General features: G+C 43.9%; 19 protein-coding genes. 15 read left to right on the top strand and 4 right to left on the bottom strand.

All coding sequences use genetic code 11. From position 1 onward, the window contains the following. Positions 1-90 precede the first annotated feature (90 nt). The 13 genes from infB to ppk1 all read left to right on the top strand — a co-directional run bounded on the left by infB (position 91) and on the right by ppk1 (position 18246). Positions 91-2862, top strand: a complete 2772-nt coding sequence (infB, locus tag C8N29_RS00345) for a translation initiation factor IF-2 (RefSeq protein ID WP_107864029.1) — start codon at positions 91-93, stop codon at positions 2860-2862. Between the two features lie 251 nt (positions 2863-3113). Continuing rightward, positions 3114-3506, top strand: a complete 393-nt coding sequence (gene rbfA, locus C8N29_RS00340) for a 30S ribosome-binding factor RbfA (RefSeq protein ID WP_204509241.1) — start codon at positions 3114-3116, stop codon at positions 3504-3506. Positions 3507-3610: 104 nt separating this feature from the next. Continuing rightward, positions 3611-4531 carry a tRNA pseudouridine(55) synthase TruB gene (gene truB / locus C8N29_RS00335; protein ID WP_107864027.1) on the top strand — a complete coding sequence of 307 codons (921 nt, stop codon included), beginning with the start codon at positions 3611-3613 and terminating at the stop codon, positions 4529-4531. A gap of 401 nt (positions 4532-4932) precedes the next feature. Beyond that, entirely contained in the window at positions 4933-5202 is a 270-nt protein-coding gene (gene rpsO / locus C8N29_RS00330; protein WP_107864026.1) for a 30S ribosomal protein S15, read from the top strand. Between the two features lie 703 nt (positions 5203-5905). Next, positions 5906-7996, top strand: coding sequence for a polyribonucleotide nucleotidyltransferase (pnp, locus tag C8N29_RS00325; RefSeq protein ID WP_107864025.1), 2091 nt, complete (start codon positions 5906-5908; stop codon positions 7994-7996). 336 nt (positions 7997-8332) lie between these two features. Continuing rightward, on the top strand, positions 8333-9370 hold the full coding sequence (locus C8N29_RS00320; RefSeq protein ID WP_107864024.1) for a hypothetical protein: 1038 nt from the start codon (positions 8333-8335) through the stop codon (positions 9368-9370). An 87-nt stretch (positions 9371-9457) separates the two neighbouring features. Further along, positions 9458-10468, top strand: coding sequence for a putative solute-binding protein (locus tag C8N29_RS00315; RefSeq protein ID WP_239986930.1), 1011 nt, complete (start codon positions 9458-9460; stop codon positions 10466-10468). A 521-nt stretch (positions 10469-10989) separates the two neighbouring features. Then, complete coding sequence (locus C8N29_RS00310; RefSeq protein WP_107864023.1) at positions 10990-13080, top strand: TRAP transporter large permease subunit; 2091 nt, start codon at positions 10990-10992, stop codon at positions 13078-13080. A gap of 61 nt (positions 13081-13141) precedes the next feature. After that, complete coding sequence (rrtA, locus tag C8N29_RS00305) at positions 13142-13726, top strand: rhombosortase (protein ID WP_107864022.1); 585 nt, start codon at positions 13142-13144, stop codon at positions 13724-13726. 92 nt (positions 13727-13818) lie between these two features. After that, the gene (locus tag C8N29_RS00300) at positions 13819-14502 is read left to right on the top strand and encodes an START domain-containing protein (protein WP_107864021.1); all 684 of its coding nucleotides are present in this window, start codon (positions 13819-13821) and stop codon (positions 14500-14502) included. Positions 14503-14623: 121 nt separating this feature from the next. Continuing rightward, positions 14624-15304 (top strand): hypothetical protein, encoded by a 681-nt coding sequence (locus tag C8N29_RS00295; protein WP_107864020.1) that lies wholly within the window; start codon positions 14624-14626, stop codon positions 15302-15304. A 28-nt stretch (positions 15305-15332) separates the two neighbouring features. Next, complete coding sequence (gene mtgA / locus C8N29_RS00290) at positions 15333-16031, top strand: monofunctional biosynthetic peptidoglycan transglycosylase (protein WP_204509240.1); 699 nt, start codon at positions 15333-15335, stop codon at positions 16029-16031. A gap of 142 nt (positions 16032-16173) precedes the next feature. Further along, positions 16174-18246 carry a polyphosphate kinase 1 gene (ppk1, locus tag C8N29_RS00285; RefSeq protein ID WP_107864019.1) on the top strand — a complete coding sequence of 691 codons (2073 nt, stop codon included), beginning with the start codon at positions 16174-16176 and terminating at the stop codon, positions 18244-18246. Positions 18247-18264: 18 nt separating this feature from the next. Here the strand turns inward: ppk1 and C8N29_RS00280 are convergent, their stop codons facing one another. Both C8N29_RS00280 and ppx read right to left on the bottom strand, forming a co-directional pair. After that, positions 18265-19134: an alpha/beta fold hydrolase gene (locus tag C8N29_RS00280; RefSeq protein ID WP_170106832.1), complete on the bottom strand. Its 870-nt coding sequence runs from the start codon at positions 19132-19134 to the stop codon at positions 18265-18267. A gap of 17 nt (positions 19135-19151) precedes the next feature. Further along, positions 19152-20654: an exopolyphosphatase gene (gene ppx / locus C8N29_RS00275; RefSeq protein WP_107864017.1), complete on the bottom strand. Its 1503-nt coding sequence runs from the start codon at positions 20652-20654 to the stop codon at positions 19152-19154. 372 nt (positions 20655-21026) lie between these two features. Here ppx and trxA point away from each other — a divergent pair, with 372 nt between their 5' ends. Then, the gene (gene trxA, locus C8N29_RS00270) at positions 21027-21356 is read left to right on the top strand and encodes a thioredoxin TrxA (protein WP_107864016.1); all 330 of its coding nucleotides are present in this window, start codon (positions 21027-21029) and stop codon (positions 21354-21356) included. A gap of 328 nt (positions 21357-21684) precedes the next feature. Further along, positions 21685-22950: a transcription termination factor Rho gene (rho, locus tag C8N29_RS00265; RefSeq protein ID WP_107864015.1), complete on the top strand. Its 1266-nt coding sequence runs from the start codon at positions 21685-21687 to the stop codon at positions 22948-22950. A gap of 93 nt (positions 22951-23043) precedes the next feature. Here the strand turns inward: rho and C8N29_RS00260 are convergent, their stop codons facing one another. Next, on the bottom strand, positions 23044-23241 hold the full coding sequence (locus tag C8N29_RS00260) for a hypothetical protein (RefSeq protein ID WP_107864014.1): 198 nt from the start codon (positions 23239-23241) through the stop codon (positions 23044-23046). A 69-nt stretch (positions 23242-23310) separates the two neighbouring features. Then, positions 23311-23844 (bottom strand): peptide-methionine (S)-S-oxide reductase MsrA, encoded by a 534-nt coding sequence (gene msrA, locus C8N29_RS00255; RefSeq protein ID WP_107864013.1) that lies wholly within the window; start codon positions 23842-23844, stop codon positions 23311-23313. Positions 23845-23848: the final 4 nt, after the last annotated feature.

The raw sequence follows: 23848 nt of genomic DNA, 5'->3' as shown, positions 1-23848 counted from the left end.
CTAACTGTCGATATCATGACCCGTCAGTTAGTCAATCGGCGATTTTGCCTAAGTCCGCATTTACCAAATAATTTTGGAGTGACATGCCAGATGGCTGAAATAACTGTCAAACAATTAGCGCAAATCGTTGAACGCTCAGTAGATACCTTGTTGATTCAAATGAAAGAAGCAGGTTTAGCGGCGCGTGGTGCTGATGACTTAGTCTCGGATGCTGAAAAGCAGCAACTTGTAGCCTACTTAAAACGTAGTCATGGTGAAGTGGTGACTGATAACCAACAAATTACCTTAAAACGTAAAACTGTAAGTCAAATTAAAACGCCTGTGTCAGGTGGTAAGGCTAAAACAGTCAACGTTGAAGTACGAAAAACCCGTACCTTTGTTAAGCCTTCAGAAAATGATTTAGCGCAAGACATGGCTACTCGCAAGGCTGCTGAAGAGGCGGCGCGTAAATCTGAAGAAGAAGCGCAAAAAGCAGCAGCAGAAGCAGCGCGTCAAGCGGCTGAAGAAGCGGCACGTAAAGAAGCAGAGGCTGCCCGTCAAGCGGCTGAAGAAGCAGCGCGTCAAGCGGCTGAAGAAGTGGCACGTAAAGACGCAGAGCCTAAAGCGGCCAAAGATGCGGCTCAAACAGCAGCTACTAAAGATAAAAAATTAGTTGTGCCAAAACCAAGCACTCTCTTGAAAGCAGATAAAAAAGAAGAGTCCGCCGAAGAAAAAGCGAAGCGCGAAGCCGAACAAGCAAAAGCAAAAGCGGCAGAAGAAGCCCGTCGTAAACAAGAAGAGGCCACGCGTAAAGCAGCCGAAGAAAAAGCCCGCCAGCGCACCCTAGAGCAAGCGCGTCGTATTGCGGCGGAATTGGCTGAACGTGGCTCAGACGAATCTTCTTCAGAAGACGTGCCGTTGGCAAGAGGATTGGTTGGTCGTGCTTATGAAGACTCTTTTGCGCGTGAAGACCGTGAAATTCGCCGTGGTGGTAATACGACTGGTCGTGGTGGCAAATCTAAAGTCGGTAAAAAGCGTGAAGAAGAGCAAGCCTTCCGTCCAAATAACAAAACACTCAGCTCAGCCTTGTCTAAGCAACACGGTTTTGAAAAGCCTGTTGAAAAGCAAACGTATGAAGTGGCAATTGGTGACACGATTGTCGTTGCTGATTTAGCTCAGAAAATGGCGGTAAAAGCGAAAGAAGTCATTAAAGTCTTGATGAAAATGGGCGAGGTTGTCACGCAAAATCAAGCCATTGACCAAGCAACTGCTGCTTTAGTCGTTGAAGAAATGGGACATACACCCAAATATGTCAGTGAAACGGCAGTTGAAGATTCCTTGAAGGATGATTCAGAGCAACATGATGGTGAAGCCAGCACTCGTCCGCCAGTCGTAACGATTATGGGTCACGTTGACCACGGTAAAACCTCCTTGTTGGATTATATTCGTCGCGCTAAAGTGGCAGCAGGTGAAGCAGGCGGTATTACTCAGCATATTGGTGCATACCATGTGACGACACCGCGTGGCGTGATTACGTTCTTAGATACGCCAGGTCACGCCGCATTCACCTCGATGCGTGCTCGTGGTGCGAAGGCAACAGACATTGTCATTTTGGTTGTTGCTGCAGACGATGGTGTGATGCCACAAACGGCAGAAGCGATTGACCATGCACGTGCAGCAGGTGTGCCTTTAATTGTGGCCATCAACAAAATGGATAAACCGTCTGCGGATCCAGACCGTGTATTAAACGAATTAACCGTCAAGCAAGTGGTTCCTGAAGAATGGGGCGGTGATACACAAATTGTTAAAGTCTCAGCACATACAGGTCAGGGTGTTGACGAATTATTAGAAGCGATTCTGATTCAATCCGAACTGTTAGAGTTAACCGCAGTAGAAACTGGTGCGGCTCAAGGTGTGGTAATTGAAGCTCGTGTAGACAAGGGACGTGGTGCCGTTGCAAGTCTGTTAGTGCAAAAAGGGACGTTAAATACAGGTGACTTAGTGTTGGCAGGTCAATACTATGGTCGTGTACGTGCTATGACCGATGAACGTGGCTTACCCACCAAATCGGCAGGCCCATCCATTCCTGTAGAAATTTTGGGCTTGCCCGAAGCACCCAATGCGGGCGATGAATTTATTGTCGTGGGTGATGAGCGTAAAGCACGTGAAGTCGCCGAATTCCGAGCCAATAAAGAGCGTCAAAATCGCTTGGCTCGTCAGCAAGGCATGAAGTTAGAAAACTTATTTGCCAACATGGGCAAACAAGAAGCCGCAACGGTTAATATTGTCTTAAAAACCGACGTACGTGGTTCGTTAGAAGCCATCAGTCAAGCCCTTAATGGCTTGTCTACGGACGATGTCAAAGTACGGATTGTCAGTGCGGGTGTGGGTGCGATTACCGAATCGGATGTTGCTTTAGCAGAATCTACGGGCGCGTTCATTTTAGGTTTTAACGTCCGTGCCGACGGTGCAGCTAAAATGATGTGTCAACAAGATGAAGTAGACTTACGTTACTACAGCATCATTTATGAAATGATTGATGATGTAAAAGCCGCTATGTCTGGCTTGTTAACCCCAGAACGACGAGAAACGATTGTGGGTGTGGCACAAGTACGTGAAGTATTCCACTCATCGCGTTTCGGTGCAGCGGCGGGTTGTATGGTGTTGGAAGGGACGGTATACCGTAATAAGCCAATCCGCGTTTTACGTGATGAAGTCGTTGTCTTCCAAGGTGAATTAGAATCCTTGCGTCGCTTTAAGGATGATATGCAAGAAGTTCGTCACGGTATGGAGTGTGGTATGGCGGTGAAAGGCTATAATGACATCCGTGTTGGCGATAAAATTGAAATTTACGAAGTACAGCATATTCAGCGTACCTTGTAATTCGGTGGGTTAGTCTCATCTATCAGCAAACAGGACTCATTAGAGTCCTGTTTTGTTTGGCTAAAGCCTTTTTTATGATAGATGTTTATATAAATCAATAGCATAACTTGAATAGGATTTTAGCTCTTCACCCACTTTGAGGTGTTTTGTCCGCTAAAAATCGTTAAAAACGATGGTTGAGTCGGTCAATAGGTGACAGTGGTATAAGTCTGCAAACAGTTATTTGCTTAATCGTCAGTAGTGAGGGCGATGTGAGTCAACGTATGCAACGTTTAGCGGATCAAATCCAACGCGAAGTCGCTGGGTTAATCCGTCAATTAAAAGACCCCCGTTTAGGGATGGTGACTGTTTCTGGTGTGAAAGTGAGTAAGGATATGGGTTATGCCGATGTCTATGTCACGGTGTTAGGTCAAGAGCTGAATGTGGATTATGCCCCTAGTTTGGCGGTCTTAAATAATGCAGCAGGCTTTTTGCGTGGTGCTTTAGGTAAAAGTCTACAAGTCAGAATGATTCCCCGTTTGCGCTTTCACTATGATGAAGTGGTCATGAATGGTAATCGTATGGCGGCACTGATTCATCAAGCGCGCGCCAGTGATAGCCAAACCCTAGATGATGACGCCAATCATTCCCAAACGAGTGAGTAGCTATGTGACGAGGCATGTAGCCGTTTTTAACAGCTACATGCCATGCCAGTGATGGTCATCTCAGTACCTGCATACCCCCGTTTCTAAACCAATCTGTTTGTTATATGACACAAGTAAAACGCATCCGCCGTCCTATAGACGGTATTTTATTGTTAGATAAACCACAAGGTATGACCTCTAATCATGCTTTGCAGCGCATCAAACATCTATTTAATGCCGAAAAAGCGGGGCATACAGGCAGTTTAGACCCGTTAGCAACGGGCTTACTCCCTATCTGTTTGGGCGAAGCGACGAAATACTCGCAGCACTTATTAGATGCAGATAAAGTTTATCGTACCCGTATGCGTTTGGGACAAAAGACCACAACAGCCGATGCGGAAGGCGACATTATCGAAGAGAGCCAAGTGCCTCAACTGAGTTTGGCTGAGATTGAGCAGGTCTTATCGCGTTTTCGTGGCACAATAGAACAAATCCCCTCCATGTATTCGGCACTCAAAAAAGATGGCAAGCCGCTATACGAACTCGCCCGTAAAGGCATTGAAGTTGCGCGTGAACCGCGTACTATTCAAATTTATCGTTTAACCTTGTTAAAAGCAGAGCCTTTATATTGGGAGCTTGAGGTCGCCTGTAGCAAAGGTACGTACATTCGTAATCTGGTTGAAGATATTGGGGAAGTGATTGGTTGTGGTGCACACGTTGCCGATTTACGGCGTTTGGCAAGTGGCGCGTTTCAACTCAATCCACAACTCAGTTTAGACTATGTGGTCAGTGTGTCTGAGCAAGGTTTAGCCGCCTTAGACCAGTTGTTGTTGCCAGCATGGGCAGCCATGGCGGATAAACCCAAAATCACATTAAGCGAAAATAGTACCTATTATTTATTACACGGCCAACCTGTCCGTGTGAATGGTTTGGGTCATGAAGATGTGTTGATTTTTGACCATCAACAACGCTTTTTAGGCTTGGGCTATCAAAACGATGATGGCTTATTAGCGCCTAAACGCTTGTTAAAGTTTAGAGAGACGTAATCATCACTGATGCTGCATAAAGCATAGCATGAGGATTAGGGACTGTTGACGTTTTGCGTGTGAGGCGGCTTTTAACGCAACCCAAAGGAAAAGAACAATTTTTTGAGGCTACTTTGTTGTTCATCGCTGATTTGGAATCACCCAATCACGCGATTCACGCCGCGTATCCTCTCAAAAATCGCTTCTTTCGCAACCACAATCAAAAGGTCAACAAACCCTATTAGCCCTTCAAAATACGCCTATTTTTTGTAACTGTGATTGTAAATCGCCGTTTTGTCTGTGTTTGGATAAGAAGAAAACATAGCGTATTAGTCGGGTACACGATAAAATAAACCAACGCGTTAGCTGTAGAGATGCACGGCTAATCGTGTCTTTTGAACGCATCTCACTTGGAGATAAACATGGCATTAACTGTTGCCCAAAAACAAGCCATTATGGCTAAATTTGCTCGTGGCGAAGCAGATACTGGTTCACCAGAAGTTCAAGTTGCTTTATTGTCTGCACAAATCGACGATTTACAAACACACTTCAAAGCGCACAAACACGACCATCATTCTCGTCGTGGTTTGATTCGTATGGTTAACCAACGTCGTAGCTTGTTAGACTACTTAAATCGCAAAGACCATGCACGTTATGTTGCATTGATCCAAGCCTTAGGTCTACGTCGTTAATGACCGAAAAGGGGGAGCCTTTGGCTCCCCCTTTGTTTTGTTTAGAAAAGGATGTCAATTTTATTGCTAGTTACGCAATTTAGCGTAAAAAATAGGGTGACAAGAAAAAATTAAATCGTGCCTAACAAGCATGTGTTTAATCCACTAAAAAGGATTTAGCTAGTCATATCGCTTCACCAGTTAACGATATTTTAGGCTACTAAGACTTGGGTTTATTTAGCTCAACTCTTAGTGGCCTCCGTCGGTTAATCATCAGACATGATGCCTTATAGTCAATACTATAGCGTGTCATCCGTCCTATGAGTAACGATAGTCAATACTGAGATTACAGGGTGTTATGCCCATGAATCTGAGCGTCAACCCGTGTTGTTATGACATAGCATAGAAAGTTTTTAGTATTTTTCTGTTTATCCACATGTAGTTTAGCCCTACATAAAAACTTACATAAAGGCGTAGCCGAAGATGCAGAGTGTTTGAATGCTTGGCATAAATATCGTATTAACGGTGTGGAATTCCTCTATTCAAGGTTCACAACACAGGTCTAGGGTGCTTTTATGGCCAGTAACTGATACCGCTCTTGCTAAGGATAATCACAATCATAAGTTCAACTTAGCTCATCAAACAGAGTGTGTGCTGGTTTAATGAGGTCAAGACCTCAGACAGGGTTACTGTTTTGTTAGAATAAATTTGGAGTTTGTTTCGCATGTTTAATGTTGTAAAAAAAGAGTTTCAATTTGGCCGTGACCACGTTGTATTAGAAACTGGACGTGTGGCGCGTCAAGCCAATACCGTCTTGATTACGATGGGTGGTGTGACCGTATTAGTAGCTGTTGTTGCTGCTAAAGAAGCCAAAGCAGGTCAAGATTTCTTTCCTTTAACGGTCAATTATCAAGAAAAAACCTATGCTGCGGGTCGTATTCCCGGTGGTTATTTTAAGCGTGAAGGCCGTGCCACGGAAAAAGAGACCTTAACCTCACGTTTAATTGACCGTCCAATTCGTCCGTTATTCCCTGAAGGTTTTTATAACGAAGTACAAGTTACCGTGACTGTCGTTTCTACAGATAAAGAGAGTGACCCCGATATTGCCGCTATGTTAGGGACATCGGCTGCCTTGTCGATGGCGGGTATTCCTTTCAAAGGGCCCGTTGGCGCAGCACGCGTGGCGTATATTAATGGTGAGTATTTATTAAACCCTACCTATAAAGAATTAGCGAATTCTGACCTAGACCTCGTGGTTGCAGGCACAGATAAAGCCGTCTTAATGGTAGAGTCAGAAGCTAAAGAGCTCAGCGAAGACCAAATGTTGGGTGCTGTGTTGTATGGTCACGAAGAAATGCAAGTCGCTATTCATGCCATTAAAGCCTTTGCAGCCGAAGTCAATGCCGCGCCTTTAGCATGGCAAGCCCCCGCTGTTAATGTCGAATTAAAAACTGCCTTAAAAGACGCTTTTGCCGCCAGTATTTCGGAAGCCTATACCATTGTTGAAAAGCAAAGTCGTTATAGCCGTTTAGATGAAATTAAACAGCAAGCCTTGGCGCAATTTGCTGCCGAAGAAAATCCACAATTTGTTGCGGATGATGTCTTAACAGCGTTTGAAGACTTAAAATACCGCACAGTACGCGATAACATCTTAAGTGGTAAACCGCGTATTGATGGCCGTCGTTTAGACACCGTACGTGCTTTAGATGTACAAGTAGGCGTTTTGGGACGTGTACACGGTTCGGCATTGTTTACCCGTGGCGAAACACAAGCCTTAGTGACAGCGACCTTAGGTGGCACACGTGATGCAATGATTATTGACGGTTTAGAAGGTTCTGTGACCGAAAACTTCATGTTGCACTACAACTTCCCTGCATATTCTGTCGGTGAAACAGGCCGTGAGTCAGGGCCTAAGCGTCGTGAAATTGGTCATGGTCGTTTAGCCCGTCGTGGTGTACAACCCATGTTACCCAGCCCCGAAAAATTCCCTTATGCCATCCGTGTCGTATCTGACATTACCGAATCTAACGGTTCATCTTCGATGGCTTCGGTCTGTGGTGCTTCTTTAGCCTTAATGGATGCAGGTGTACCCTTAAAAGCGCCTGTCGCAGGTATTGCGATGGGGCTAGTCAAAGAAGACGAACGTTTTGCGGTACTCTCAGACATTTTAGGTGACGAAGACCACTTAGGAGATATGGACTTTAAGGTGGCAGGCAGTGCTAACGGTATTACCGCTTTACAAATGGATATCAAAATCGAAGGTATTACTGAAGAAATTATGGAAGTCGCCTTAAATCAAGCGCGTGCAGGCCGTTTGCATATTTTGGCAGCCATGAATCAAGTGATTGCCAATGCGCGCCCAGAAGTCAGTATTCACGCACCAACGTATACGACAATACAAATCAATCCCGAAAAAATTCGTGATGTGATTGGTAAAGGCGGAGCGACTATTCGTGCTATTTGTGAAGAAACTAAAGCGACGATTGATATCGAGGATAATGGTTTTGTCCGTATTTATGGCGAGACCAAAGGTGCAACTCAAGCCGCATTAGCCAAAGTACAAGCCATTACTGCCGAAGTAGAAGTGGGTGCAATTTATGACGGCGTGGTTTCTAAAGTTGTAGACTTTGGCGCCTTTGTGACCATTTTCCCTGGTACAGATGGTTTAGTTCATATTTCTCAAATCACGACACAACGTGTTGAAAATGTGAGCGACTACTTGAAAGAAGGTCAAACGGTGAAAGTCCGCGTGATGGATGTAGACCAACGTGGCCGTATTAAATTATCGATGAAAGATGTTGCTATCGAAGGTTAATACAGGTACTTATGGCTGAGAAAGACACAGATAATAGTCATGTCTTAGCCAAAGACAAGAAATGCTTGACAAGGATGTCATTCATCAGCAATAACTTTGCTGAAAAAATAACTACCATCGTTATATGGTAATACATACTGATACACTCAAATTGCTGCTTAAACATAGTGAGTACATATCAGTTTAGATAATGTCTGACAAAAATGACGCGCAAGCATTACACATGTCACTTGTGTCATGGGCTAAAAAAGGTGATTTTTGTCGAACCAAGGTCTTAATGTTATTGTGACGTGCACAAGCACAATTTTAAAAAACAACAAGTCCAGGAGATAGGGCATGAAATTCGCACACTGCCTACGTTTAGGGGTGATTTGCTCCGTGATTGGAGTACAAACATTATTATCAGGGTGTTCGCAGGTTGTAAAAGGTGGCGCTCATATCGCGCTGTCTTTTAGTGAAAGTTATATTGTTCCGCCAATTTTACAGCTCAATGATGCGCCGATGGCGTGTGCGTCAGGTGAATCCTTGACGCCGCTGATTTTGGCAACTCAGGGTATGGGCGCCGACCCTGCAAAATTGGCCGTTTTTATGTATGTGTCAGCGGGCTTATGTGCTGAAGACCGTGCTTTAGAAAATGAGTTACGTTACTTGCGTGCTTCACGCGCCAATATGATTGAAGAAGCACAAGATGCCCGTATCAATCAGAAGCGTTGGGCAGCTTTAGCCGCCCGTCGTCAACAAGAAGCCTATAACCGTTTTGTCGAGCGTTTTGAAAAAGAATTTAATTTCAAACTCGGTGCTTCTTGTCCAAAAATGAGCGAAGATTTTGACAAGTTAGTGTATTTGGTGGGTTTGGCGTCAGGTATGCAAGCGATTGTCAATGACATCGCAGCACAAGGCGTCGTGGGTGTGCCTAAAGATATCGCAGCGATTGTCGAACGGGGTATGGCTTGTTTAGACAATGCAGAATACTGGGGTGTACCTATGGCAACACGTGCTGCCGTATGGTCATTATTACCAGGTGCCAGCGAAGGTAAACCTGACCCATTTATGGTCATGAAAGACTCTACCCGCGTTGGTGAGCGTAAAGGTGTACGTTTAGCACATGCCATTTATGCACTGGCAGCACAAGCCAAAGGTGATGAGCCTTTATTGCGTGATGCCTTAAAAACCTATGGTGCTTCTGCCAATATGGCGGTTAATCCGCAATACCGTTTGTTAGATGCTTTGGGTGGTATGATGGTACAAACCATTTCTGACCGTTATTGGACAGAAAAAACAGGTACACGTACGCCCGATGATGGTTTTACCAAGTTCTGGGATGATAAACCGTCTGCCGAAAGCACTGGTGTCTCTATTGACGATTTGTTATAACAACAGTGTCATAAAAAATAAGGGTATTAGCCTGTAAAGGCAAATACCCTGTTGTGTTTAACCCCGAGTACGTGAGCCAATATCTTTATGTTGCACAAATTAGCCGCTCTTATTTGTGGTGTCACTATAGGGAGTGTGGTGTCGGTCTGTAAAGCTGATACGCCTATACAACGTACCTTATGTGTATGGGACTTAATGGGTGCTAACGGCGACAATTATGCCTTGATGAAAGACTATAGAATCAATGCTGCACACTTAGGTGTGGAGTTTAAGCTGATTGCTTATAGTGATGAAAAAATTGCCACTGAAGACTTTAGAGTAGGGCAGTGTGACGGAGCCGTGATTACAGGCCTACGCGCGCGACCCTTTAATGCGTTTACGGGTAGCTTAGAGTCGATTGGCTCAATGCCCAGTTATCAGCATTTAAGACTGGCAATCAATACGATTAGCTCACCTAAAGCTGCGCATTTGATGAACCAAGGTGCGTATGAAATTGGTGGGGTGGTGCCATTGGGGGCAGCCTATTTTTTTGTCAATGACCGTAGCATTGATGAAGTAGGCAAATTGGCAGGTAAAAAAATTGCAATTTTTGACTATGACAAATCACAAGCCCAATTAGTGCAACGTATTGGCGCGCAAACCGTGCCGTCAGATGTCACAAATTTTGGTCAAAAATTTAATAATGGGGTCGTCGATATTATTGTTGCGCCCGCAACCGCATACCGTCCTTTAGAGTTATATCGTGGCTTAGGAACACGCGGGGGGATTCCCGACTTTTTATTAGCCCAAGTTTCTTTGCAGTTAGTGTTAAGAAAAGACCGCTTTCCAGAAGGTTTTGGTCAAAAATCACGAGAATATTTTGCTAGTCAATTTGACCGCGTGTTAGCGATGGTCAATCGTTACGAAAAAGATGTGAATCCTAAGTTTTGGTTTCACATTCCCGATGAAGACCGTCCACGGTATATCGCGATGATGCGTACCGCACGTATAGACTTGATGAATAACGGCACTTACGACCGACGGATGATGGCGCTATTAAAGAAAGTACGTTGCCAAATTGAGCCGCAAAATGCCGAGTGTTCGGAAAATTTAGAGTAAAATAATTGTGATACCATTCACAATTTAATAAAACGACCCATGAAAAATAGTAAAAAGCTGAAGGTAAACGAGAAGAATAGGTCTCTCATTACATAAAGTTACACTGTATAATGGCAGAGTTTTCACCCTTAATTGATGGTTTAGGGGTACTCATTCAATAAAATGGATGATACGGAAAAAAATCAAGACGACAACATTAGGACAACACAAGCTGTGTAAATAGGGATATTAGCAATCAGCAATAGGGAGTTAAATGACTCTGTGGTATGTGCGCTGATTAAGCGAAAAACGAGACATGCATAAGGTGAACACTGTACTGTGTGCTGACAGTACGGTTAGTACCCTTTTTGTGTCTTTTGAGGAGCATATACCAATAACAAAGGCTGAGTGATGTGCTGTGACAAGCGTGTAAACACATTCAGCAATTATCGGGTAAAGCACAGGCTCGCCGTAGTGATATGGGGGTTATGCTTGAAAATTCAACCTAGTATGTATTCTTAGGAAGCAGGAAAACATAAACTATGAATCAAAACAAACAGTTCTTAAACCGCTCTCCCCATGAGTGGTTGGCGAGCTTGCCAATTTTCTGTTTGCTCATACTGACTTTGGTGATTGGCACGGGTGAAATGATACACGGCCAATTACTGCGTATGGGTGAAAAAATATTTGGTGACCCTTCTACTGGCGTTCAATATTTTATGTTGCGTGCAGACCCTGTTAAACCAGACTGTGACCCCAACCCCGATATTGAAGCCGAAGTACAAAAAAGTTTGGCAGCCAGCTCACAACCTGCGAGCGACATTGACTCGTTGTTTGCCTCTGAGCCTGTAGACCCAGAAGCAACTCGTCAATCGTTGATAACAGCGCGCGACTTGTGTCAAGAAAAGCATCAGGCTTATGTCAATTTAAGCAAAAATGTCACGCCATCCTTAAAAGCGTATCGTACCTTTGAAACCGCGTTTTTTGGTTTGTTCCACTTTGGTACAGAGAATCGTGCGGTTATCTTAATTCTGATGGTAGCGATTGCCGCCACCACCACAACCTTAGGTTTACACCACATTGCCTTACGTCCACCCGTGACCAAAACAGACTTTAAGGTGTATTCCATTGCCATGATTGTGGCTAATTTATTGTTGTTAGCTTCTAGTATTTCTTATTGGAAGTTACAAATCAGCTCGGGTATTCCTATTGAGCATCCCATCATCAACTATTTGTGGTGTGGTTTATTTGCAACGCTGACCCTCATCAGCATTAAACAATTGGTGAAACCCCCCGCAGATGCGCCCGAAGGTGGCAGTATTGGCATGGCATTATTGTCCATTCCCTTATATGCCTTTATGGCCATTAACTCAGGTTTAAGTTTCTTGATGGGTGGCCACCATGCAGGTTTGGCGATTTATTTAGGCCAAATGATGGAGTTGTCGGGGGTATTCTTGAACTTGGCACTCTATATTTGGGTGGGTATGTTGCTCAAACAAACACGTGTTGTTGACTTGTTCTTGGATATTGTACGTCCATGGAAATTCTCTCCTGAAGTTTTGACTTACATTATCTTATTAGCAGCAGCCGTCCCCACTGCCTATACAGGTGCTTCGGGTATCTTTGTTATCGCAGCAGGTGCGGTAATTTATAAAGAAGTATTTGCTTCAGGTGCACGTCGCCAATATGCCTTAGCGGCTACGGCCATGTCGGGCTCGTTGGGTGTGGTTTTAAGTCCCTGTTTGTTGATTGTGGTCATTGCTGCACTTAACAAAGAAGTGACAACGTCCTTACTTTACGGTTGGGGCTTTAAGGTGTTCTTATTAACCTCGACCATGTTCTTAATTGCCTCGTTGTTGATTTCTAAAAACAGCTTTAAGTTTGCCAAGCCCTCTGCAGCGTTACCTGAGTCCATGCGTGCCTTAGTGCCTGTCTCGGCGTATGTGGTGATTACCTTATTGGTCGTCTTAGCTTATCGTTTTGTCTTAGATACTAAGTTAGACGAATTTACCGCGCCCATGATTTTGCCCTTTATTATGTTGGCCATTGTTTGGTTTGATAAAGTACGTCGTGAACCTGCTGCACAAGTCTCACCAGAGATTCAAGAACGCCGCGTGGGTTTTGAAGAGGGCGTTCGTATTGCTACGAATGACACCATTGGTCACATTGGTGCCTTGATTATGTTGATGGCCTTGTCGGTCAGCGTCGGTGGTGTGATTGAACGCTCTGGCATGATGGATGCTGTGCCAGAAACCTTTGGTAGTGTTTGGGTTGCTGTGTCTATTTTATTAGTGTTGCTGGTCTTTATTGGTATGATTATGGACCCCTTCGGTGCTGTTATTTTGGTCTCTGCCACGATAGCCCCGATTGCCTATAAAAATGGTATTGACCCTGTCCACTTCTGGATGATTGTGTTAACCGCCTTCGAGTTAGGCTACTTATCGCCGCCTGTGGCCTTGAACCAACTCTTGACTCGTCAAGTGGTGGGTGAAAAAGTGATGGATGAAGCCGACGGTGAAGTGCGTCATTTATCCTTCTACTGGCGTTATGAACGTTGGATTCTGCCGTTGATTGTCATGGTACCTTCGTTGATATTAGTCGCTTATGTCCCATTACTCTTTTATGCTAAATAATCGAGTACTGTGACTCCTGACAAAAGCCGATATTCGTATCGGCTTTTGTTTTTGAGGTGCTATGAATCGTCAAAGTCTGATATTGCTGACTGTATTAACGCTGATGTTAGGGGTATGCCAATCTGTCATGGGTTGGGCTTGGGCATATCAACGGCCATTAATAGAGGCGGGGCATTATTATTTATTGCTGACGGGGCATTTTGTCCATCTAAACACGATACATTTAGGTTTGAATACATTAGGCTTGATACTGGTCTTGCTATTATTTGACCGTGTTTACAGGTGGTATGAGTGGTTGGCATGGTTATTTAGTAGCGCCATTGCTGTTAGCCTGATGATGTATTACTGTTTGCCAACGGTGACTTATTATGTGGGATTATCGGCGGTATTACATAGTCTGTATGTTGCAGGTGCGATGCGTTTATTGCTAACACCTGAGCGTCAATTTGCAGGTGTACTGTTAGTATTAGTGTCTATCAAACTCTTTGTTGAAAATATGGGCATGGGCGATAGCCTGACCGCACGTCTCATTGACGGGCATGTGTTAACAGAATCTCATCTATTTGGTGCAATTTTTGCGTTTTTTGCGTCGATTGGCGTGTTAATCTTCAAGACCTTGTCGGCAAATCACGGTAAAATTACATAATCACAACCCTATTGCGGTGTAAGTCTTGATAGTTTTAGCGGCGATAAAAAAGCCCTTAGAGCTAAATTTTTAATAAGAGTGATACATATCCTATGCGCTGGTTTGCCCAACTATTCTGTTCGCTGTTTTGTTTAGTCAATTTAGCTTGGGCAGATGAAATTCCCACCGACTTGAATCTTGTCACCGATAAACAAGGTATTAAGATTTGGACTTATGAAGTACCCAAATCGTCCCTGTATGGCTTTAAGGCGGTCACGACAGTTAAAAGTAGTTTATCTGGTTTGGTAGGGTTAATTACCGATACCGAAAATGCGAGCCGCTGGTTATACCGTACCGATTCCATCGACGTCTTAGCACGTAATGATAATGAGCAAAATTTTACTATTCGTGTCGTGACAGATTTTCCGTGGCCATTCAAAGACCGTGAAGCCTTAGTCGATGTGCGTATCAGTCAAGATGCGAAAACAGGCCGTGTGCGTATTGACAGCAACGAATCGCCAAATGCAGCGAACTATCCTGTTAAATCGTGTTGTTTAAGAATGCCCGTTGTACAAGGTTATTGGCTTTTTAAGCCTTTGGCTAATGGGATGGTTGAAGTCACCATGACGGGGCATGCACATCCAGGTGGCCGTATTCCAACAAGTATAGTCAATTTATTGATTCAAGAGCATCCTTACAACTCCTTGCGTGGTTTGCGTAAAGTGATTAGCGATGCCAAATATCAAAAAATGCAGTATCCCAATATCAAAGAAGTCAATCAAAACGGCCATTTATGAGCTAAGTGGACATTTTTTTGTAACGAGCTATCTGTAGAGGGACTCGTATTTTGCCAGATAGCTGACAGTCGATATACAATACCCTGTAGAACAAATAACAACATCAACAGGACGGGGTATCATGCGCTACCGTTTTTTGCATCATTTTATGTTATGCCTCATGCTGCTTGCTGCACAGCCCAGTTTGGCAGAAGCCAAATTAACCAAGCCCAAGCTCGAAAACTACAGTAACTATAATGAATTTTTAGCGGCGATGTATGCCTATAAAAAGCAACTCGAATTAGAAAAGCGTTTTGCCCAATCCTTAGCCGTTAAGATTGAGTTGCCCGAAACAACGGTGGCGACAGGCGGTGCGGTCAGTGTTATGCCTATTAAGTCGCCAGAATTAAGTGCCTTAGAAGAAGTCTATAGCCCGCCCTTAATTGTGAATGGCCCTGAAGATTTAGAGGCGGCCATTGAGTCGGCAAAAAAATTCTTACACCCCATTTATACCGAGCAGTTACGTTATAACCGCACCACACAACAAAGTTTTCCCTTAAAACCTTTAGAGCAACCGATTATGGCGCAAGCAGTGATTGAGGACGGTTTTAAGTTGACCTTTAGTAATGATAACGAGCAAAAAGTTGACCAAGATTTGAGCGCGGTATCGGCAGATAAACTCGAAAAAGATAGCAAACAAGACCAGCAAGCAGAGGAGATGTATTATCAACGCTCCAAACATGCAGGGACGATGGTCGGGACTGATGTCATGATTATGGGAACAGACCTTAATTCAACGACAGTGAGTGCAACCTTACATTAAGCCTTTAGAGCCATTGAGGAGACGGTAGTTGAGCCTGCCTTTACGCACCATCGTATTCCGTGGTTTGGGGATTTTATTAGCCATTTTTATTGGTTATCAACTGTGGTTATTAGCCCATGTTTGGTGGTGGATTGACCACAATCCTGAAACCAGTGCTTTTATGGAAACACAGTTAGAGGTTTTACAAAGTAAAAATCCTGATGCTGAATTAAAACACCGTTGGGTACCCTATCAGCAGATTTCACCTCACTTAAAGCGGGCACTCATTACCTCTGAAGATGCGAAATTCCTTGACCACGAGGGTTTTGATTGGGAAGGCATGCAAGCTGCTTGGGAGAAAAATCTTAAAAAAGGTAAAATTGTGGCAGGCGGTTCGACTATCTCGCAACAATTAGCTAAAAACTTGTTTTTATCAGGTAAAAAAACGCCGTGGCGTAAGTTGGAAGAAGCAGGAATCACCATCATGATGGAGCAACTGATGACCAAAAAAAGGATTTTTGAGATTTATCTCAATGTGATTGAGTGGGGAAACGGCGTTTTTGGGGCAGAGGCAGCCGCAAGACATTATTATAAAAAAAGTGCTAAATCCTTAACGGTAGCAGAGTCGGCTAAATTGGCTGCTATGGTGCCCAATCCCCGTTATTACGATAAAAACCGTTATGACCGTAAATTACTACGTAAAGCACGTATTATTCAACGTCGTATGTATTATGCTGAGTACCCCTAAATCAATCATATGTTAGCCCAAGTGACTGTCATCTAAGTGTCATAAAAAAAATATTTAATATTCAAGCCCATGCCTTAAAATGTATTTGTTTCTACTGCGTTAATCACAGGCGCTAATCATCGTATCTTGTCCGAGAGTGAAAATGACCGAATTAAACACGCCTTTAGATTTAAATAATCCCGATTATTATTTGAATAGAGAATTAAGCATTTTAGATTTTCATTTACGTGTGTTGGAACAAGCCGTTAATCCCTTACATCCCTTATTAGAAAGATTAAATTTTTTACTTATTTTTAGTCGTAATCTCGATGAGTTTTTTGAAATTAGAGTCGCGGGTTTATTACAGCAACTCTCGTTTGATTCGGCAATTACCACTTCCGATGGCATGTTGGTGTCCGAAGTCTTAAAACGGATTGCTGATATTTGTCATCGTGCGGTTGAAAAACAATACCGTATTTTGAATGAAGACTTATTTCCTGCCTTAGCGGCTGAAAATATTCGTTTTCTAAAACGTGATGAACTCACAGAAGCGCACCGTCTATGGGTAAAACAATATTTTCGCGAGCAAGTCTTACCTGTACTTACCCCCATCAGTTTAGACCCTGCGCATCCATTTCCTCGTTTAGTCAATAAAAGTCTAAACTTTATTGTTTCTTTAGAAGGAAAAGATGCGTTTGGTCGTCAGATTTCTTTGGCTGTGGTGCCAGCACCCCGTTCTTTGCCGCGTGTGGTCAGATTGCCTGATGAGTTAACAGATGGTGGCGACCAGCATGTGTTGTTATCTGCGATTATCCATGAGCATGTCAGTGAGTTATTTCCAGGTATGGTGGCGACAGGTTGTTATCAATTCCGTGTCACCCGTAATGCCGATTTGACCGTTGATGAAGACGTAGATGACTTGGCGATTGCCTTAAAGGGCGGCTTATTATTACGACGTTATGGGAAAGCGGTACGTTTGGAAGTGGCAGATAATTGCCCGCGAGATATTATTGATTATTTATTGCGTAAGTTTGGCTTAAGAGAAGAGTCTTTATATAAGGTGAATGGCCCTGTCAACCTAGCGCGTTTGTTATCTAACTTTAATCGCCCAAAATTGCGATATCCTCCGTTTACGCCCACCATGCCGTCCATTTTGCAAAAAACAGAAAGTGTGTTTGAGGCACTCAAAAAACAAGATGTTTTATTACATCATCCATTTGAGTCATTTACGCCTGTGATTAATTTTTTGCGCGAAGCCGCACGTGACCCACAAGTGTTAGCGATTAAACAAACGTTGTACCGTACGGGTGCAGATTCTGAAATTGTTAATATTTTGTCTGAAGCAGCGCGTAATGGCAAAGAAGTCACGGCGATTATTGAGTTACGCGCCCGTTTTGATGAAGAGTCCAATATCGAAGTGGCCAATAAATTGCAGGAAGCAGGCGCTATCGTGGTCTATGGGATTGTGGGTTATAAAACACATGCCAAAATGATTTTAGTCGTACGTCGTGAGCAAGATAAACTACATCGTTATGTGCATTTAGGGACAGGGAATTATCACGCGGTGACTGCTCGCATTTATACCGACTACGGTTTAATGAGTGCCAACGCCGATTTATGCGAAGATGTACATAAGATTTTTCAAGAACTCACAGGCATGGGTAAGGCGGCAAAGTTAAAAAAATTGTTGCATGCCCCATTTACGTTGCACACACAACTCATTGCCGCGATTGAGCAAGAAATTCGTCATGTACAAGCAGGTAAAGCAGCACATATCATCATCAAAGTGAATGCCTTAACCGAAAAGCAACTGATGCAAGCCTTGTATCGTGCATCTATGGCTGGCGTAAAAATAGACTTAATTATTCGTTCAATTTGTTGTTTGCGGCCACAAGTTGCGGGTTTGTCAGAAAATATTCGTGTGCGCTCCATTGTCGGGCGTTTTTTAGAACATACCCGCGTTTTTTGCTTTTCTAATGACGGTGACTTAAAAGTTTATTGTGCCAGTGCTGACTGGATGGATAGAAACTTATTTTCTCGTGTTGAAGCCTGTTTCCCTATTGATGACCCCATTCTCAAAAAACGCATCTATAAAGACGGCCTACTGAATTACTTGGCCGATAATCAGTCGGCGTGGGAGTTGCAGTCGGATGGTACATGGCAGCAAGTGCCCCAAGCGGAGGAGCTCTCACATCAAGCACAAAGTATGTTGTTGGAGAAATTTGCCAAAGTTTAAGGGTTGTGGCGCCCTTGCCTAGGCTAAAAACAAATTCATCACATCGGCAACGGCAACTGGGTCTTCTAATTGGGGATAATGACCGAGTCGTGGCAACCATTGCAGTTTAGCCGTCGGAATTTGCGTTGCCAGTTTTTTGGCAATCGCTGCGACGGCGACAGGGTCTTGTTGCCCCCATAAAATCAGTACGGGTATCTCTAGCCGTGTCAGTGGGGGTAGCCAGCGATGAGCAAAACGATAACGCTCGTCAATATAACTGACGGTCTGACTTAAACGATGATGTCCTTGTTTATAACTTAATAAAGACCACATGGCATTTAATTCGGTCTCTGGGACGGGTTTGGCCAGAATACGACGTAATTGTGCTTTGAATAACCATTTAGACGAGAGTCGTGCTGCCATAGAGGCCAACGGTGAACGTAATAGTTGTTGTGACGGCGTGAGTTGTGCCAACTCAATATGAACACTGCCATTCATCAACAACAAAGACAGAATACTAAAAGACAGTAGTTTACGTTCGCGGCGAGCAATTAATTCACATGCTACCGTTGTTCCCATATCATGCGCTAACAGTTTGACACGTTTCACTTGTAAATAGCGTAATAACATTTCAACGATATCCGCTTGCTCAAACAGCGAATAGCTATAGTCTTTGGGTTTTGCGGACAAACCAAAACCCACAAAGTCGAATACGATAATCCGTTTGTCTTCGCCCAATAAAGGCAACACAGCGTGCCAGTCGTACGCGCTAGAAGGAAATCCATGCAGCAATAACACGGCGTCAGACTGACGCGGGCCTATATCCCGATAAAAAATATCTAAGCCCGCCAACTGGCAATAGTGGCCACGATTTTGCCAAGCCAGCACAGAGGCGGGTAAGGTTGCCATAGTGTCTACCCTCAAGGCTATTTTACGGTTAAACAAATGCCCCATGCGCTTAAATAGTCAATTTCTTCCTCTAAATCCGCTTGGGTGAGGGGATGATTGACTAACCAATCGTCAGGGAATTGCAGAATAAAATCTAAGCCATCGCTATGTAAATGAATCACAGGTAAAGGGTCAGCACTGCGGCTATGATGCAACAGTACCGCTAAACGTAAGAGTACTGACACATAAAACATCGACAACCCACCCGATTTAATCAGCTGTAACTTTTGTTCTTCGCGAATTTTACGGCGGTGGCAACCGACTAACAGTGCGAGTTTTTCTTGGTCAGCTTGAGAAAAACCTGCCACATCAGAATATTGTACTAAATAAGCGCCGTGTTTATGGTAGCTACTGTGGGAGATAGCTAAACCAATTTCGTGGAGTAGTGCGGCGCGCCGTAAAATATCTTGGTCTTCGTCGTCTAAATTGAGTGGCTGCTGTACTTGTTGATAAAGCATATCAGCAGTCGTTGCCACACGTTGCGCTTGGGCATTATCAACGTGATAACGTGCGAGCAGGGCTTGTGCGCTACGGTCACGAATATCTTCGTGACTAAAGCGACCCAGCATGTCATACAACACCCCCTCACGTAAGGCACCATCAGAATAATTCATGGTCTCTAAGCCAAGTTCGTCAAAGACCGCCTGAATAATGGCAAAACCTGCGGGTAAAATCGCTCGACGGTCTTCTTTTAAGCCCAATAAATTCAGTTCGCTGACATGCTTGGCTTGTAAAATACGCTCTTTGACTTGCTTGAGGCCGTCTTTAGTAATATAGCCTTCGGGACTCGCCCAACCTTGTTGTACCATAATTTGGCGCGTGGCTTTAATCGTACCACTTGAGCCAACAACCGATTGCCAACCTAAATGACGATAGGCGGTAGCAATGGCCATCACTTCTTGCCGTGCCGCCATGATTGCCCGTTCTAGGGCTTTGGCGTTAATACTGCCATCAGCAAAAAAGCGTTGTGTATAGGCCACACAGCCCATTTGTAAGGATTCGGTTTCGAGGGGATTAAAGTTTTCACCAATAATAAACTCGGTTGACCCCCCCCCAATATCAACCACCAAACGACGACCTTCATCGGCAAGCGTGTGCGACACGCCCAAATAAATCAGTCGTGCTTCTTCGCGACCAGCGACAATTTCAATGCGCTTTTTAAGAATACGTTCGGCTTGTTCAATCAGGTTAGCGGCATTATTCGCCTGCCGTAAGGCATTGGTGGCGACAATACGTAAGCGTTTGAGGGGAATTGACTGTAGTCGTTGCGCAAAACGGGCTAAACAGGCTAAGGCACGAGCTTGGGCTTCGGGAGTCAAGTTTTTGTCTTTATCAAAACCTGCGCCCAACTGAACTTTTTCGGATAAACTATCCACGCGTCGAACTTCGCCGTGGTCTAAACGTGCGATGGCAAGATGAAAACTGTTTGAGCCTAAATCAATGGCGGCTAATAAATTATCTTCGGCTAAATGTCGGTTCATTCCATATCCTTGAGGTGTAAAACCCATGCTCTGTCAGATATATCAGTTAATATGACTGTTATACCTGCAAATAGGGTGTTTGGCAAAATAAGCGCCCTTAGTGCTGTCTAAAAAACAAACAATTGTGTGGTTTTATCTAGGGGCTGTAGATGTTCAAGCAGCTACAAAATTCGTTACAATAACAAAGTTATCTTAATTTTTTTTTGCAAATGTTAGATTCGTCACCATAACATTAAGAATTAGGCTAAAATCTTGCGGCCTATGTAGCCATTTTTGTGCTGTGTCTGTTAGAGCGCACAAAATTATCCTTTGTTTGTATCATTATGAAAAAGGCAAGCGGCTATCGTTTCTTTTTTCTCTTGGAGAACCCTCATGAGTAGCCCATTGATTGTGAATACGACTGATGCTCAATTTGAAGCAGAAGTATTAAATGCTGACGTGCCAGTATTAGTTGACTACTGGGCACCATGGTGTGGCCCTTGTAAAATGATTGCCCCGATTTTAGATGAGTTGGCAGCCGAATACGAAGGCAAAGTTAAAATTGTGAAAGTGAATGTCGACGACAACCCTGCAACTGCTCAAAAATTCGGCGTTCGTGGCATTCCGACCCTCAGTTTATTCAAAGGTGGCCAAATTGCAGCAACAAAAGTGGGTGCTTTGGCAAAATCTCAATTGACAGCCTTTTTAGATTCCAATATATAATATGCACTCAAGGCGACTCTATCTTCTTTAGTCGCCTTTCGTCTGACGCAGCCCGCTTTGCTAGGCAATACTAACCACAAAACCTTGTCTACAGCGCAACTGATATCCCCCAAGATTTTCAGGATTTAAGCATCGTCTTCTGTGCATGCTGGCTTCATCGTCAGGAATACGCAATTAACGCGCCTCATTGTTTTGCCCGTTAACCCTCGCTGAAAAAGCACGTAGTCCTGCCTTGAGTCACTGATAGTTGCTTGTTTGAATCCCTGTATATTAGTTGAGAAAAAGCGGTGTGCGAGCATTTTCGCTTTCTCTCTTTTGCAGCATCCTTATGAACCTGACCGAACTCAAAAAGAAACCGATTGCTGAATTGGTACAAATCGCCGAAAGCATGCACTTAGAAAGCATGGCTCGTAATCGTAAACAAGATGTGATTTTTGCCATCTTAAAGCGCCATGCAATGAATGGCGAAGAAATTTATGGTGATGGCGTTTTAGAAATTTTAAGCGACGGCTTTGGTTTCTTACGGTCATCTGAAGGCTCTTATTTGGCAGGGCCTGACGATATTTATGTCAGTCCTTCACAAATTAGACGCTTTAATTTGCGAACAGGCGATACCATTGCAGGTACAATTCGCCCACCTAAAGAAGGCGAGCGTTATTTTGCGCTGCTCAAAGTCAATCATATTAACTATGATTCACCCGAAAGCGCCCGTAATAAAATTCTCTTTGAAAATTTAACGCCATTATTTCCGACCGAGCGTTTAGTGCTGGAGTTAGGTAATGGTTCGACCGAAGATTTAACCGCGCGGGTGATTGATTTGGTTGCGCCTGTGGGTAAAGGTCAGCGTTCATTGATTGTGGCGCCGCCTAAAGCAGGTAAAACCATTCTGTTGCAAAATATTGCCCATTCGGTAACGCGTAATAATCCCGAAGTCCATTTAATCGTCTTGTTGATTGACGAGCGTCCCGAAGAAGTCACCGAAATGATGCGTACAGTGCGTGGCGAAGTCGTTGCCTCTACCTTTGATGAGCCGCCAGCGCGTCACGTTCAAGTAGCCGAAATGGTGATTGAAAAAGCTAAGCGTTTAGTAGAGCACAAAAAAGATGTTGTCATTTTATTAGACTCCATTACCCGTTTAGCGCGTGCCTATAACACCGTAATACCCTCATCGGGTAAGGTTTTAACAGGCGGTGTGGATGCCCATGCCTTAGAGCGACCAAAACGCTTTTTTGGTGCGGCTCGTTCGATTGAAGAGGGCGGTTCTTTAACCATCATTGCGACTGCTTTGGTAGATACTGGCTCTAAGATGGACGAAGTGATTTTTGAAGAGTTCAAGGGTACAGGCAACCACGAAGTTCATTTAGACCGTCGTATTGCTGAAAAACGGGTCTTCCCATCTATCAACATTAAGAAATCGGGTACTCGCCGTGAAGAGCGCTTGATGGGTGATGATGAATTGAAGAAAGTCTGGATTCTACGCAAAATCTTACATCCGATGGATGAGATTGCCGCTATTGAATTCTTATTAGATAAAATGAAAGACACGAAGACCAATGAAGACTTTTTTGAAGCCATGAAGCGTAAAGCTCAGTAACATCACACTGACCCTTCCCTAAATTAGGAGAGGGCAAACACAACACAAGACCTCGTATTAGCTAGCTAACACGAGGTTTTTTATTTTTAGTGTTCAGTGGTGGTGGTCGACACGCGCCTGATGGCGCAACTCGTCTTCTAAACGATGGAGTAGTTTTAGGGTGCTGGCGACAGTGTTTGCAGCAACGCTGTCTCGGTCGGGCATCGCCTGTTGCATGGATTCCAGTTGTACAATTTGTTGATGAATTTCTTTGGCATCAACACGACTGACTTCTAAAGTGACCATCGTCATTTGGGCATCTCCTGTGCAAGATTGCATCTCTTAGAAGATATAGACGATGAACCTCAGGTTTGCCAGTTTTTAGGCATGATATTGTTGGAAGTATTGTTGAAATTTAAGTACCTTGGGAGCAACCACAAATTGACAATAGCCTTGTTGCGGATGCTGATTAAAATAATTTTGATGGTAAGCCTCCGCAGCATAAAACGGCACAGCATCACTTATTTGCGTGACAATGGCATGAGTAAAGACTTTTTGCTGGTTGAGCTGCTCAATAAAGGCAGTGGCGATTTGTTTTTGTTCGGCAGATTGGCAAAAAATCACTGAGCGATATTGTGTGCCAATATCATTACCTTGACGGTTTAACGTGGTTGGGTCATGAATGGCAAAAAAGATGGTTAACAGTTGGTCAAAGTTAATTACTTCAGCATCAAAGTCAATTTTGACCACTTCGGCATGACCTGTAGCACCTGTACAAATTTGCTCATAGCTGGGATTAGCTCGTGCACCACCTGCATACCCTGAAGTAACATGCTGTACGCCTTTTACGCGTTGAAATACCGCTTCTAAACACCAAAAACAACCACCACCCAAAATTGCGGTTTGTGTATTCATGATT

Origin of the sequence: Agitococcus lubricus, from assembly GCF_003051055.1 — a bacterium.
Taxonomy (GTDB): Bacteria; Pseudomonadota; Gammaproteobacteria; order Pseudomonadales; family Moraxellaceae; genus Agitococcus; species Agitococcus lubricus.
Note: the sequence above shows the minus strand (reverse complement) of the source record. Positions and strands in the feature narration are given on the sequence as shown.

Bases quoted from the DNA above. Each gene is read 5' to 3' on its own strand.
- infB (WP_107864029.1), top strand. From the start codon at position 91: ATGGCTGAAATAACTGTCAAACAATTAGCGCAAATCGTTGAACGCTCA.
- truB (WP_107864027.1), top strand. From the start codon at position 3,611: ATGACACAAGTAAAACGCATCCGCCGTCCTATAGACGGTATTTTATTG.
- rpsO (WP_107864026.1), top strand. From the start codon at position 4,933: ATGGCATTAACTGTTGCCCAAAAACAAGCCATTATGGCTAAATTTGCT.
- pnp (WP_107864025.1), top strand. From the start codon at position 5,906: ATGTTTAATGTTGTAAAAAAAGAGTTTCAATTTGGCCGTGACCACGTT.
- C8N29_RS00320 (WP_107864024.1), top strand. From the start codon at position 8,333: ATGAAATTCGCACACTGCCTACGTTTAGGGGTGATTTGCTCCGTGATT.
- C8N29_RS00315 (WP_239986930.1), top strand. From the start codon at position 9,458: ATGTTGCACAAATTAGCCGCTCTTATTTGTGGTGTCACTATAGGGAGT.
- C8N29_RS00310 (WP_107864023.1), top strand. From the start codon at position 10,990: ATGAATCAAAACAAACAGTTCTTAAACCGCTCTCCCCATGAGTGGTTG.
- rrtA (WP_107864022.1), top strand. From the start codon at position 13,142: ATGAATCGTCAAAGTCTGATATTGCTGACTGTATTAACGCTGATGTTA.
- C8N29_RS00300 (WP_107864021.1), top strand. From the start codon at position 13,819: ATGCGCTGGTTTGCCCAACTATTCTGTTCGCTGTTTTGTTTAGTCAAT.
- C8N29_RS00295 (WP_107864020.1), top strand. From the start codon at position 14,624: ATGCGCTACCGTTTTTTGCATCATTTTATGTTATGCCTCATGCTGCTT.
- ppk1 (WP_107864019.1), top strand. From the start codon at position 16,174: ATGACCGAATTAAACACGCCTTTAGATTTAAATAATCCCGATTATTAT.
- C8N29_RS00280 (WP_170106832.1), bottom strand. From the start codon at position 19,134: ATGGCAACCTTACCCGCCTCTGTGCTGGCTTGGCAAAATCGTGGCCAC.
- ppx (WP_107864017.1), bottom strand. From the start codon at position 20,654: ATGAACCGACATTTAGCCGAAGATAATTTATTAGCCGCCATTGATTTA.
- trxA (WP_107864016.1), top strand. From the start codon at position 21,027: ATGAGTAGCCCATTGATTGTGAATACGACTGATGCTCAATTTGAAGCA.
- rho (WP_107864015.1), top strand. From the start codon at position 21,685: ATGAACCTGACCGAACTCAAAAAGAAACCGATTGCTGAATTGGTACAA.
- C8N29_RS00260 (WP_107864014.1), bottom strand. From the start codon at position 23,241: ATGACGATGGTCACTTTAGAAGTCAGTCGTGTTGATGCCAAAGAAATT.
- msrA (WP_107864013.1), bottom strand. From the start codon at position 23,844: ATGAATACACAAACCGCAATTTTGGGTGGTGGTTGTTTTTGGTGTTTA.